Raw genomic sequence first — 13,108 nt, 5'->3', positions numbered from 1 at the left:
CAGTGCACAAAAGGGACTTTTCAGCGGGAAGGGATCAGCCGGTTGTCAGTGTACGGCACCGTTGTTCGGCGGCGGCTTCCAGCCGTGCAAGGCGTTTTCTGAAGCTGGTTCTTGCACGGCTTTTCAGGTTGGACAAGTCCTTGCCGGTCTTCCCCGGCCACAGCTCGGCGTCTTCGTCCGTTCGATTGTCGAAGGCGGCCAGTTCGCGGCGGAAGGTCAGCGGGTCCAGGTGGCGACGTTCGTTCCAGGTTTTGACGGTTGGCAGGTCGGTTCCGGCGGCATTGGCAACAATGCGGATGACCCTTTTACAAATATCAGGAAACTTGGTCAGCGTTACCTCTGTCACATGGCTGCCGTTTTGAGTTGTACCGGTCGACTTTCAGCAAGGTTGTGTTCATGTCCGCATATTCCAGTGGATTCCCTGGCAGGTCAGCGAGTAATTCCTGGCTTCCGAAGCCACAGAGAGAGGAGTCGGCCAGTTCCAGAAACATGGCTTTTTCCCCGTCGACCAGACGAAAGTGGATTTTCATTCACCATCCTCGGCGGCTTTGCTCTGGTCAAAGGGGATCACTTTACCTGCTGTCTTCGCTGCCTTTGCGGCAGCTTCCAGTCTTTGAACAGCTTTTTGCGCAGCTCCAGGCACAAGATGGCTGTACCTTTGAGTCATGACCATAGTTTTGTGACCCATAAGTTTGCTCGGCAGACGCCAACCGCCAATTCCGGAGATGCTGAAAGAGCTGCATCTCGCCATGGCATCATGCCAGTTCAACTTTCCAAACGGATTGGCATCCTTGGTCCACATCAGCCCCCTCACCGTATCCGTCACCGTACCGTTCCCATTGTCCACGAACCTTTGGGCCTGGGCTTCTCCGGACATGACCACCCGGTCAGGCAGAGCATGAAGGCCAGGGCTGCTATTGTGGAAAGCTTTCTCCACGTTTTCCGCATGACGTTCTTCCTTTTCGGATGGTTGATGGCAAAAGCCTAATAAACGTGGCAATCAAGGCCACAGCTTAGGGACTTTGTCAGACCCGGTTGCGGGCCGCCGGCCTTCCAGTTCGGGCAGTCGAAATGCCGCGTGTCCTTCATGAGGCAATCGTTTCTGTTCATCACGCACACATCGAGACAGTCCATGTTCCCCGGAGGGCACAGGGCCTCGCACTGGTTCCATTTCGCGTTGCAGGACTCCAGGATGCTCATGAAGTGTGAGTTGCAGCAGTTGGTGCAGTCGATCAGGTCGGGGCAGCCGTGGATGCAGTCGATATAGGTGCCGATTGCGGCGTGAAGGTTGGGGGTTGCCATGAACAACAGAGCCAGGGAAGCGGACAGGATGAGTTTTCGCACTTTCAATCTCCTCTTGTGAGTTGAAGGTCTAATTTCGATGATGTTTCCTTGTGAGCACGATACATGCCATGACAAAAACAACACAATACCAGCATGTTATTAAATCATCTCAACCAATCAAGCCTCTGCTGTTTGCGCCAATTCCGTTGGCACTGCCAACACTTTTGGCAAAAAGTAAGCTGCCCCCATGCCGTTTGCCGGCCGCACCGGGGTGGTGTGACTTTTGGGATGGATGTGAATATCAGTGTACAGATGGTGGGGCAATGCGGTGAGGCTGGCTTGTTCCCGCAACTGCTTCCAGCTATCAGTAGATCAAGGATTTCCACATGACATATCATCCAGCGAAATATCGACCGGCTCATCCAGGACGCCTCACCAAGAGAACAGTCAGTCTGCCTCTCTACCTCTGTCCGGTAGCAGCGGGCTTCCCATCTCCTGCCGACGATTATCTGGATAAGCGGGGAGCATTACGCGTTTCTGTAAATCGGGATGCGCAGCATTACGCATTTTTTGATGAGCTTCACCCATTTAGATCACCCCTTCAGGGCTGGATAAACTAACTCATTGATATACAAGGCGTTGCCCTGGGCTATATTTGCCCCTCCTTCGGAGGGGTGCCCGTAGGGCGGGGTGGTTTAGGTTGAAAAGTAAGGACATGTAGCGTTTTTGCACTTCTCTTCGGCACCACCCCGTCAGGCTTCGCCTGCCACCCCTCCAAAGGAGGGGAATTCTTGACCCCGTGCCCGTAGGGCGGGGTGGTTTTAAATTCCCCTCCTTCGGAGGGGTGCCCGTAGGGCGGGGTGGTTTAGGTTGAAAAGTAAGGACATGTAGCGTTTTTGCACTTCTCTTCGGCACCACCCCGTCAGGCTTCGCCTGCCACCCCTCCAAAGGAGGGGAATTCTTGACCCCGTGCCCGTAGGGCGGGGTGGTTTTAAATTCCCCTCCTTCGGAGGGGTGCCCGTAGGGCGGGGTGGTTTAGGTTGAAAAGTAAGGACATGTAGCGTTTTTGCACTTCTCTTCGGCACCACCCCGTCAGGCTTCGCCTGCCACCCCTCCAAAGGAGGGGAATTCTTGACCCCGTGCCCGAAGGGCGGGGTGGTATTAAATTCTGTTTCGCCCTTTCAGGGCTTGATTTCAGCCCCAAAGGGGCGACATGTTATAGCCCAGGGCAACGCCCTGGGACAACGATGGGAAAGCGAAAGAGCCCTGTAAGGGCGACATACCTCAGCGAACGTAGAATTGTGTCATAAACGCGTAATGCTCCCAGATAAGCGCCTGGACATCAACGAGCACCTGGTCCGGAACCCGGCGGCGACGTTCCTGGTCCGGGCTGCTGTCGACTCGATGAAAGATGCCGGGATTTTGGACGGGGATATGCTGGTGGTGGACAAATCGCTCCAGGCCATCGACGGCAAGATCGTGATCGCTTTGATCCACGGTGAGTTCACGTTGAAGACGCTGAAGCAGCGTGACGGAAGCACGTATCTGGATCCGGCCAATGCCAGCTAACCAGTGATAGAGGTGACTCCCGAGATGGAGTGCGAGGTGTGGGGGGGTGGTGAGCGTGATTAGGGAGTTGGGGTGTGGAGTAGCGGGAATAGGAGTTTCGGGAGGATCAACCCAAACATGCCAAAAATGTAATTGTCCCTCCCGTGTCGTGGATTCTACCTTAGAATACTGTCCAGTTTTTGGTGACTTCATATCGGCCTATGTAATAGGATGCAATCCTGTCGATGACATTCAGTTCAAGGTTGAAAAAGAAGGTAACTACTCAGCACACGTTCTTTCTGCGGTAATCGGTATCGGGGTGGGGTCGGAATCGGTTCAAAAACACGGAATGCCCCTGTACATGGCTTCCGATACCGACCCCGATACCGAATCCGATTCCGAGCCAAACTCGGCAACGGCATTAGGTTGCTGAGTAGTTATTCAGCACATCCGTGTTTAATCATTCACCTGTACTGGATTCCGGCTTTCGCCGGAATGACATATCGTACCAAATCCTTTCCAAGTTCAGTCATGCCGGCGAAGGCCGGTATCCAGTCCGATTTTGCTCAGATGAGCTGAGTAGTTACCTTCCAATTAGATTTCAAAACACACGTCTTTAAAGTAAATGAAAGGACAGATTAAAACACTTTTGCTCAACCTCGACCGCGGAGCGACCTCCGTCCACTCTGGGCAATCGAAATCCCGCATGTCCTGCATGAGGCACTCGCTTATGGCAAATATGCATTCGTCGAGACAGCCCATGTTTCCTGGAGGGCACAGGCTATCACACTGGTCCCACTTCGCTTTGCAGGTCGCCAGGATGCTGCTGAACGTCTCGTTGCAGCAGTTGGTGCAGACGATCAGATCCGGGCAGCCGTGCATGCAATCGATATAAGTACCGCTGGCGGCGTGAAGGTTCAGCGTTGCCATGAGCAGCAGGGCCAGTGACAGAGTGGCGGACAGGATGATTTTTCGCATTTTCAATCTCCTCTTGTGGGTTGAAGGTTTGATGTTGTGGGTGTTAACCTGCTACGAAGCACGATACGTGCCATGACACAAATACAATAATCCAGCGTGTCGCAAGTAATTGCCAAACAGTAAAACCTCCACTGTTTGCGCCCATTTTGTTGGCACTGCCAACACTTCTGGCAATCATCAAACGCCCCATGCCGTCTGCTGACGCGCTGGTGGTATTACTTGTCGGCTGGATGTGGATATCAGGATGCAGATACTGAGACAATGGGGGCGCATGGTGACGCTGGCTTGTTCCCGCAGTCGTTTCCGGCTATCGGTTTAATCAAGGATTTCCACATTACATATCATCCAGCGAAATACCGACCTGCCCACCCAGGACGCCAAACCAAGAGAACAGTCAGTTTGCCTCTATACCTCAGTCCGGTAGCAGCGGGTTTCCCATCACCTGCCGACGATTATCTGGATAAGCGCCTGGTCATCAACGAGCACCTGGTCCGGAACCCGGCGGCAACGTTCCTGGTCCGGGCGTCCGGCGACTCGATGAAGGATGTCGGGATTTTCGACGGGGATATGCTGGTGCTGGACCGGTCGCTCCAGGTAGCCGACGGCAAGAACGTGATCGCTCAGATCCACGGCGAGTTCACGGTGAAGACGCTGAAAATGCGAGACGGAAGGACGTATCTGGTCCCGGCCAATGCCGTCTACCCGGTGATAGAGGTGACGTCCGAGATGGGGTGCGAGGTCTGGGGTGTGGTGGTGAGTGGTAAGGGAGTTGAGGGTTAAGGTTGCTGGAGGGGGCGTTAAAGGAATGAAGTCGATCTCCTTTTTGGAGCATCTGCTGAAAATTGACGTTCCCAACACGATATTGAAACAAAATAGGAGGTTGTGGTGAGCGTTAGGATCATGCCTTGCTTGGACATGCGTAATGGGCGCGTGGTTAAGGGAGTTCATTTTGTGGACATCAAAGATGCCGGGGACCCGGTTGAGTGTGCACGAGCCTACTGTGCAAATGGGGCGGACGAGCTTGCATTGCTGGATATCACTGCAACGGTAGAGGGCAGGGCCACAATGCTGGATGTAGTGAGGCGTGTGGCTGAAGTCACGTCCGTCCCCTTCACTGTGGGCGGCGGCATCGCTGATGTGTCCTCTGCTGCAGCCGTGCTTGAGGCAGGTGCTGACAAGATTTCCATAAGCAGTGCAGCATTTCGTAAACCTGAATTGATTCCGGAGCTTTCCAAGGCTTTCGGTCCGGAAAAGCTGACAGTTGCTATTGATGTGGATCGCAATCAGGCCATGCCTTCCGGCTATGAGGTGTACGTCGACGGCGGGCGCACGGCCACGAATCAGGACGCTGTGGAGTGGGCAAAACGGGTGGATGGATACGGTGTGCCGGTCATTCTGCCAACCAGTAAGGCTGGAGACGGGGCACAAACAGGTTATGACCTTCCGGTAATCCGTGCTATCAAGGCAGCTGTTTCAGCGGAAGTCGTCGCTTCTGGTGGAGCCGGGAAGCTGGAGCATTTCTTCGACGCCGTCCAGGCAGGAGCATCAATTTTGCTTGCCGCTTCCGTGTTTCATTTTGGAATGATCCGCATCAGCGACCTGAAACACTATCTTCGGGTCCAAGGGGTAAAGATTACCTGATCAATGGAATCGTCCGTCAGGCTGCCGTCTTTCTGGAACTCTTCATCCCTGTGCGACATGATAAACACGGTCCGTCTCGATCGTCTTCGCCCTGTTGGACTGAAACAATTTCTATGCCTCCTGCTCCAACTTCGCCCCAGGGTTTTTCGGTGGTGATGGTCGATTTAAGGGTGGACTTGGGCGGTAGTCATTGCCGCCTTGCGGTAAGGCTTCAGGCCGTGGCTCCTCTTTCGTCAAATCTGCCTGTTCCGCTGCAGGCAGATATACCTTGAAGATCGTCAGTACGATGGGGAGATAGGATTGGGAGCAATGCAGAGAAATGGGGATTTACTGGCACAGTATTAGGTCAACATGCATACGGATTGTTCATATTGAGATAAACTTTCTCCCTTTCCCCCATAGCTGGCTACAAGGTCAAGCATCAGTTTCAACCAAGCCCATAGCCGGAGAAACCCTCAAGCTTTCAGGATTTTCCCGGCCAACTCACTCGCCTATGTTTTTATTGGCACTGCCGACACTTCTGGCAATCATCACAGCGCCTCATGTCGCAGGGCTGTCTGTGCTTCGGCAATCCTGGCCTGGAGTGGCATTGTCGGGAGCAAGGCATTCAGACTGTCCTGTATTCATTTGGGGACTTCGCCGAAGGAACGGGCGCGGAACAAGACCGTGATGAACATTATGGGCCGGGTGAACGGCAAACAAGGCGCATGTGGATATTTGGTTTCCCGAAAAGGATATCGCCAAGAGGGACATGTATGATTCCTTCCGAAATACGTTGATGCATTCCGTCAAGGCATCAGGGATGTCTTGCCAGTGGGCTGCAGTATTTCACCGAAGAACAGATGCCCAATGCAGCAGGGGAGTCACGACTGCCGTCCATCAGCACAACGTCATGATTTGTGGTTAAAGACGATGTTGAGTATGTTGTTTGCACTGTCGAGGATATCACGGAACGCAGGTGTGCTGAAGAGGAACTCAGGAGTAAGACTGTCCCTCTCGAGGCTGTCCTGCACGACGCCCCGGATATCAGTGCGTTAAGCGTCCTGACCTGAGACTTGGTGCGCTACAATAAGGATGTTACGCTCGTCCCGGACAAATCTCAGGAACAGATTGAAGGTTGCAAGTAATGTCGGCTCATTAACCCTCCGCGAATCCACACCCCCTGGAGCCAAGAAGGACATCCCGATCATGACGCATAGCGCAAAAGACAAGATGTTTCCATGACATCAAGTTCTGGCCAACCCAAACGCTGTCGGTTCAATGGCAACACTGTCACGCAGAATGCAGACAGCAAGCTGTCCAGCTTCAGCAGGACATGCTGCCTCCTTGTTTTTCTGCTTACATTCATCCCTTTGCATGCGCGAGGCGCCGATGAATCAGCGGCAAACGGGACAATGAGGCAGTTGGGGACCGAACAAGTGCTGGCCAACATCCTCAAGACCGCCCCGACCGGCATCGGCTGGGTGCAAAACCGCACCATTGTCGAAGTCAACGACTACATTCTGAACCTGACAGGTTACAGCCGGGAGGAACTCATCGGACAGAATGCAAGGATGCTCTACCCGGCAGAAGAGGATTTCGAATTTGTGGGCCGGGAAAAGTATCGCCAAATAGCTGAAACCGGGACAGGGTCAGTGGAAACCCGCTTCCAAACCAGGGACGGAGCCATTCGGCATGTTGTTCTCTCTTCCACGCCGCTCGACCCCGACGACCTCTCCATCGGCGTCACCTTCACGGTGCAGGACGTTACGGAACGAAAACATTCCGAGGAACACTTTGCCAAGGCGTTTGGTGCAAGTCCCGCCCCTTTGGTGATTTCTGAAATCGAAACGGGCCGCTTCATTGATGTCAACGATCGCTGGGTGGAAATGCTCGGCTACACCAGGGAAGAACAGATCGGACGGACTTCCAAGGAGATCGGTATCTGGTCCGATCCTGATGTCCGGGACCGGTTGATTGGCAAGATCAAGGGGCAAGGTTTTTTCAAGGACGAGCCGATTCGCTTTCTGAACAAATCCGGCGAGAACAGGTTTGCCTTGTGGTCTGCCGAAGTCATCACGCTGGAAGGGCGAGACGTGCTGCTGTCCCTTCTGCTCGACGAGACCGATCGCAGGCAGGCTGAAGCAGCTTTGGCATCCCGATCCCAAAAATTCCTGATCGCACTGACAGGTTTCATTGTCGTGCTCCTGATGTTGATCACATGGCTGTTCGCCATCCTGCGACAACGGAACAAAGGGGCAGCGGCCTTGCGGGAGAGCGAGAAAAAATATCGGGAACTTTTTGAAAATGCTCCTGTTGGTGTTTTTCAGGTTACTCCCGAAGGACGTTACCTCTCGCTGAATCCGGAATACGCTCGAACCTTCGGGTATGCCACGCCTGGTGAGATGATCGATCAGAAGAAGACAAGCGCCACGCAGCTCTATGCCCGCCCAGAGGAACGTGAGCACTATAAGGACCATCTGCACCGACACGGGTATGCGAGGAATTATGAGGTTGAGCTGAAACGTGGCAACGGCGAGACCGTTTGGGTGTCCATGAATACCAGTGTTGAAAAAGGACCTGGTGGCGAGATCGTATACAGTGGTTTTCTTGTTGATATCACCGAACGGAAGCAGGCGGAACAGGTGCGGGAAAAGCTTCAAGGCCAGTTGCTCCAAGCCCAGAAAATGGAGTCCATGGGCATCCTGGCCGGGGGCGTGGCCCATGACTTCAACAACCTGCTCCAGGTCATGGGCGGCAACATCGAACTGCTCCTGCATGACAAGCCGTCGGATCATCCTGACGCTTCCCGGCTGCGGAACGTGGCCAAGTCCATTGACCGCGCGGCCCAATTGGTGCGCCAGCTGCTACTCTTTGGCCGCAAGGCCGAGTCGCGCAGGGTGCGGTTTGACCTGAACCATGAAGTGCAAGAAGCGGTTCGCATTCTTGAGCGGACCACCCCGAAGATGATCGCCCTGGAACTGCATCTTGATCCTTCAGCTTGGCCGCTCTTGGCCGACCCGGTGCAGATCGAGCAGATCGTGCTCAACCTGGCGGGCAATGCCGTGGATGCCATGCCGGATGGGGGAAAGCTCGTCATGGAGACAAGCAACGCGCTTCTGGACGAGGCTTTCACAAGGCTCCATCCGGGCGCTTTCGCAGGACGTCATGTGCTCTTGACTGTCACGGACACTGGTTATGGCATGGACAAGGAGGTGATGAAACATGTTTTCGACCCATTTTTCACCACCAAGGATGTGGGCAAGGGAACCGGCCTGGGACTGGCCTCGGTTTACGGGATCGTCAAGGCCCATGGCGGGCATATTCAGTGCTACAGCGAACCGGGCCTGGGTACGACGTTCAAAATATACCTGCCGGCCGCTGAACAGGAAGAAGGCTCCATGAATGAAGATACCCAGGAAACAGCTCTTCAGGGCGGCAACGAGACTGTTCTGGTGGTGGACGACGAACCGGAAATTCGGGAACTGACCAGGGAAGCACTTCAATCTTTCGGATACACGGTTTACAGCGCCTCCAACGGGGAAGAGGCCTTGGCGTTCTACCAGGAAAACAGTCAGAGTATCGACCTGATTTTGCTGGATTTGAACATGCCCGGCATGGGGGGACACCAATGTCTGCGGGAACTGTTGCAGATCAACCCTTCAGCCAAGGTGATCATCGCCAGTGGCTACTCGGCCAACGGTCATGGCAAGGATACCCTGGCTTCCGGGGCCGTGGGCTTCATCGGCAAGCCGTATCAATTGAAGGAATTGGCGGCTGGAGTCAGGCACGCACTGGATAATGGCGAAACGTCAAGCACCTGATGATGGTTCGGCCCCCTGGATGACAGAAGATACAGTATACGCAACCATTCAGCGCGTCCGGATTGTCTCGTTTTTCGTCATCGCAACAGCCTTCGCGGATATGACTGACTCGGTGACGGCATTAAAAAGTCATTCCCGCGAAGGCGGGAATCCAGATCATGCTTGCCACAATTTTCAATAAGTAACCTTTTCCGTAACTGCTCAATAACTCCGGGCCACTGACCCACACCAAAACACCTGGACCCCGGCATGCGCCGGGGTGACGACCGAGAGAACTCGCTATCGAGGCACTCCATTCCGTCATACCGGCGCAGGCCGGTATCCAGCAGAACGGATCCGCGGTGGTTGGTGCCCTGCCTTATTGAGCAGTTATCCTTTTCCTGCCTTGAAGCTGAGTAACGAAGGTTTCAAAGTAACTACTCAGCAGAGCCAGAAAAGACCCGGATACCGGCCTTCGCCGGTATGACTAGCGTGGTAAAGGCTTGCCCTGATACGTCATTCCGACGAAAGCCGGAATCCAATGCTGGAGAATGATCATGCACCGTATGTGCTGAGTAGTTACGTTTCAAAAAGCATTTAGACAATCAACAGGTAACCTCTTGATTTTCAGAAAAAAGAACGCAGTTAAAAAGAAGATTTCATCAAAACCAGGGAAACGATCATCTAACTTTATAAGAACCATCGCAAAAATATTTATCTTTGCGATGCTCTCTTTTGTTGTTGCCACCGTGCTCCTGGTAGGAATTCTTCGTTTTGTCTCCCCACCAACAAGTGCGTTCATGGTCAAAAGACAATTGGAGGGCTTATTTCAGAAGGACAAATCGGCAAGAATCCAGTATCAATGGATAGACTGGGAGTTCATATCGCCATACATGGCCCTTGCCGTTGTCGCGGCTGAGGACCAGAAATTTTTAGACCACAGGGGCTTCGATTTTCAATCTATCAGTGAAGCTCTGGAAGAGAGGCGCACCAAGGGGCGGGTGCGTGGCGCCAGCACCATAACACAGCAGACAGCCAAAAACCTCTTTCTCTGGGAAAGCAGAAGTTTTGTGCGCAAAGGCTTTGAAGCCTGGTTTACGGTTTGGATGGAGACGCTCTTGCCCAAGAGACGGATCTTGGAAATATATCTCAACATCGTGGAGTTTGGGGACGGTGTTTACGGAGTACAATCAGCGGCAAGGATATTCTTGAACAAAGAGCCTTCTCAACTGACCAGAAGGGAGGCCGCACTGATGGCCGCCGTCTTGCCAAGTCCTAAACGTTTCAGCGTCGTTGCCCCTTCCGATTACATCCAAAAACGAACCTTGCAGATTGAAAGACAGATGAACAATCTCGGCGCGTCCCACTTGAAAAATTTGGGGCCAGGCAATTTTTGACGCCGAACATTGATGGCACCAGGGTCTCATGCCTGCTGGATCCTGGCATTTCGGGCTTGGCAGGTGAACGCCGCATTACTCTTTCATCAATTCTTCTCGAGTTGCGGAGTCTATCTGGCCTGTTACGGGAATACCCCGGTCTTGCTGGAAGTTCCGCAAGGCTTCCCGGGTCTTTGCGCCCATGATCCCATCAGCTATGCCGACTTCGTGATAACCGAGGTGCAAAAGTATCAACTGAGCCTGCTTGGTGGTCATGCCCGACGAGGATAAAGAAGGGTTGATCGCTCGATGTGCGGGTGAGGGGGGGCTTGAAACCTCCACTGACGGCCTGTCACCGGTAACAGCGTCAGTATCTCCCTTGATGTCGCACCGCTCAAGTTCATGATTGACATCGGTGACTGAAGCCTCTTCCGCTGTGTCGATTGCGATGGTACTTGCACCCGGAGTTCTGGCTTGAAAGGTAGCGCATCCGGAAACAGAGAAGACTGTCAATGGCAATAGCAGCATGATAGAGCACAAAAAACAGGCACGCCTCATGAAATATCCTCCGAAGTCGACCTATGTAAATTAGCAGTTTTTTTCACCAAGAACATTTGATGCCGTTATACCGAGATTGTAGATAATGCAACAGATCTTTTGACCGGGTGACCGAATTGTTACGGCCCTGACGAAATATCCGGCCAAGCCCAGGGACCCGGCCCTGTAACATCAAGCCGTTGCGCAGGAATAACCAGAGAAAGGGTTTATCCGGCCATCCAAAAGTCATGGTATCTATTCAGCAAAATCCGCGAAAAAGATCTGGATACCGGCGTTCGCCGGTATGACTGTATAGATGCAGCTTGCCACGATAAGTCATTCCGGCGAAAGCCGGAATCCAGTGCAGGTGAATGACCACCCTCCGGATGAACTGAATAGTTACAAGCCATGAAGACATCAGCTTCCGCGGACGATCACTTCCGTGATCCATCACGAGAATATACGGTGCATCGATTCCGGCCGGAGAACGCGGACGGGGTGGCGGAGTGTTTTCGTGAAACCTATGGTGACAGCTATCCGTTGACGGACTGTTATGATCCGCGGCGGATCATTGAGTTGAACCGTTCCGGCAATCAAATTGCGGCGGTGGCGGTGGAGGACCGAACCGGGGAAGTGGTTGGTCACTGTTCGGTGCAGCGGCGGTATCCCTGGGCTGCAGGTGAATGCGGACAGATCGTGGTCAAGCGCGGACACCAGGGACGTTCCCTGGCAGTGCGCATGGGCCGCTTTCTGGAGATGGAGGCCCTGGAGGCCGGCCTTGTCTGCCTGGTATCCTATGAAGTCACCAGCCACCATGCCACGCAATTGATTGCGCATCGAGCAAAGTTCAGCCCTTGCGGTCTGATTCTGGGAGCCATGCCCGCGACCTTGAATTTTCAGGCCATGGCCGGATTGGTCTGCCAACGGGAAAGCTGCATGGTCAGCTTGAAGTACCTCGTTCCCCCGAAGCCGGTCGCGATCCGTGTTCCTGACCGGCACAAGGATATGATCGCCAAAATCTATGCCGGACTTGGAAAACCTGTTGTTTTCCAAAGTCCGGCAATGTGTTCCGGTCCGGGTGAGACCATGGCCCGGATCAGCCAAACCTGGGGAACCGCGGACATTTTGGTTCGCCGCATCGGGGACAATACTCCAAGAGAGATCAATGCCCACCTGCGCGACATCCTGGCTCAGGGGATCGCTGAAGTGATTTACCTGGAAATTCCCCTGGACCAGAGCGGAGGGGAAATGGTGTGCCGGGAAGCGGAACTGGCTGGTTTCTTTTTTGCTGGCCTCGGTCCCAGTTCAACTGGTGCAGGTGAGGCGCTGATTCTCCAGTACCTGAACACGCAACTGGATTTGTCCCGCCCAAAAGTGGTTACTCCTTTGGGCAAGGAGATTCTTGTTTATGTTGCCCAGCAGCGTTGGCGGGTACATGAGCAGGGCATTTCCGGTTGATCCTCGGCCCGGATGTCCTGCTCGCGGAGCTTTCGCCTCGTGTTTTGCGCTTGCCGTCACTTCCGGTATTTCCAGAAGTCATACTTCCGGGCCAGCACCTCCTGTTCTTCTTCCGGAAGGCTCTGAAAATGCTTTTTCCAGCCCGGACAAAAATTGATGTGCCAACGCCAGAATCGGCCCAGCCAGGATTCGCGGTTCCGGTCATACTTCGCCCTGAACGAGCATTTTACACATCCTTCACTCATAGTCGTTCCTCTTATGCCTCTGCTGTTGATGATCCCAGTCAACGCCTTGGCCCAATGTCGCACCGGGCGTTTGGAAATTCAAGCTTCCATGTGGGATTCAGCAGTGCCGGAGAAAAGATTTGGGTAGCGATAGCGCCGGCCTTCGCGGGTGACTAGCGAGGACAGGGTTTGCTCCGGTTGGTCATTCCGGTGAAAGCCGGAATCCAATGCTGAAGAATGGTCATGTCTCGTATGTGCAGAAGTAGTTGCGTTTCCCTTG

The 13,108-nt window shown here is 53.7% G+C and carries 12 protein-coding genes; 6 read left to right on the top strand and 6 right to left on the bottom strand.

The window, feature by feature from the left end:
• Positions 1-34: 34 nt before the first annotated feature.
• The 3 genes from ACYQ15_RS07745 to ACYQ15_RS07735 form a co-directional block, all read right to left on the bottom strand.
• Positions 35-346: a hypothetical protein gene (locus ACYQ15_RS07745; protein WP_459936951.1), complete on the bottom strand. Its 312-nt coding sequence runs from the start codon at positions 344-346 to the stop codon at positions 35-37.
• Positions 347-526: 180 nt separating this feature from the next.
• Complete coding sequence (locus ACYQ15_RS07740) at positions 527-877, bottom strand: Lcl C-terminal domain-containing protein (protein WP_487247219.1); 351 nt, start codon at positions 875-877, stop codon at positions 527-529.
• Between the two features lie 107 nt (positions 878-984).
• Complete coding sequence (locus tag ACYQ15_RS07735) at positions 985-1,344, bottom strand: hypothetical protein (RefSeq protein WP_459936949.1); 360 nt, start codon at positions 1,342-1,344, stop codon at positions 985-987.
• A 1,257-nt stretch (positions 1,345-2,601) separates the two neighbouring features.
• Here ACYQ15_RS07735 and ACYQ15_RS07730 point away from each other — a divergent pair.
• Positions 2,602-2,853, top strand: coding sequence for a LexA family protein (locus tag ACYQ15_RS07730; protein ID WP_459936948.1), 252 nt, complete (start codon positions 2,602-2,604; stop codon positions 2,851-2,853).
• 573 nt (positions 2,854-3,426) lie between these two features.
• Here ACYQ15_RS07730 and ACYQ15_RS07725 read toward each other — a convergent pair.
• Positions 3,427-3,810: a hypothetical protein gene (locus ACYQ15_RS07725; protein WP_459936947.1), complete on the bottom strand. Its 384-nt coding sequence runs from the start codon at positions 3,808-3,810 to the stop codon at positions 3,427-3,429.
• Positions 3,811-4,209: 399 nt separating this feature from the next.
• On the opposite strand from ACYQ15_RS07725, the gene ACYQ15_RS07720 reads away from it, so the two are divergent.
• The 4 genes from ACYQ15_RS07720 to mtgA all read left to right on the top strand — a co-directional run bounded on the left by ACYQ15_RS07720 (position 4,210) and on the right by mtgA (position 10,630).
• Positions 4,210-4,590, top strand: coding sequence for a LexA family protein (locus tag ACYQ15_RS07720; protein WP_459936946.1), 381 nt, complete (start codon positions 4,210-4,212; stop codon positions 4,588-4,590).
• Between the two features lie 120 nt (positions 4,591-4,710).
• Positions 4,711-5,451 carry an imidazole glycerol phosphate synthase subunit HisF gene (hisF, locus tag ACYQ15_RS07715; protein ID WP_459939556.1) on the top strand — a complete coding sequence of 247 codons (741 nt, stop codon included), beginning with the start codon at positions 4,711-4,713 and terminating at the stop codon, positions 5,449-5,451.
• 1,403 nt (positions 5,452-6,854) lie between these two features.
• Positions 6,855-9,254, top strand: a complete 2,400-nt coding sequence (locus tag ACYQ15_RS07710) for a PAS domain S-box protein (RefSeq protein WP_459936945.1) — start codon at positions 6,855-6,857, stop codon at positions 9,252-9,254.
• 599 nt (positions 9,255-9,853) lie between these two features.
• Complete coding sequence (mtgA, locus tag ACYQ15_RS07705) at positions 9,854-10,630, top strand: monofunctional biosynthetic peptidoglycan transglycosylase (protein WP_459936944.1); 777 nt, start codon at positions 9,854-9,856, stop codon at positions 10,628-10,630.
• Between the two features lie 75 nt (positions 10,631-10,705).
• Here the strand turns inward: mtgA and ACYQ15_RS07700 are convergent, their stop codons facing one another.
• Positions 10,706-11,167: a peptidoglycan-binding domain-containing protein gene (locus ACYQ15_RS07700; RefSeq protein WP_459936943.1), complete on the bottom strand. Its 462-nt coding sequence runs from the start codon at positions 11,165-11,167 to the stop codon at positions 10,706-10,708.
• A gap of 387 nt (positions 11,168-11,554) precedes the next feature.
• On the opposite strand from ACYQ15_RS07700, the gene ACYQ15_RS07695 reads away from it, so the two are divergent.
• The gene (locus ACYQ15_RS07695) at positions 11,555-12,604 is read left to right on the top strand and encodes a GNAT family N-acetyltransferase (RefSeq protein WP_459936942.1); all 1,050 of its coding nucleotides are present in this window, start codon (positions 11,555-11,557) and stop codon (positions 12,602-12,604) included.
• Positions 12,605-12,660: 56 nt separating this feature from the next.
• Here ACYQ15_RS07695 and ACYQ15_RS07690 read toward each other — a convergent pair whose 3' ends face one another.
• Complete coding sequence (locus ACYQ15_RS07690) at positions 12,661-12,849, bottom strand: hypothetical protein (RefSeq protein WP_459936941.1); 189 nt, start codon at positions 12,847-12,849, stop codon at positions 12,661-12,663.
• Positions 12,850-13,108: the final 259 nt, after the last annotated feature.

The organism is Desulfonatronum parangueonense, from assembly GCF_054656975.1.
This window is presented reverse-complemented; position numbering and strand designations above follow the sequence as displayed.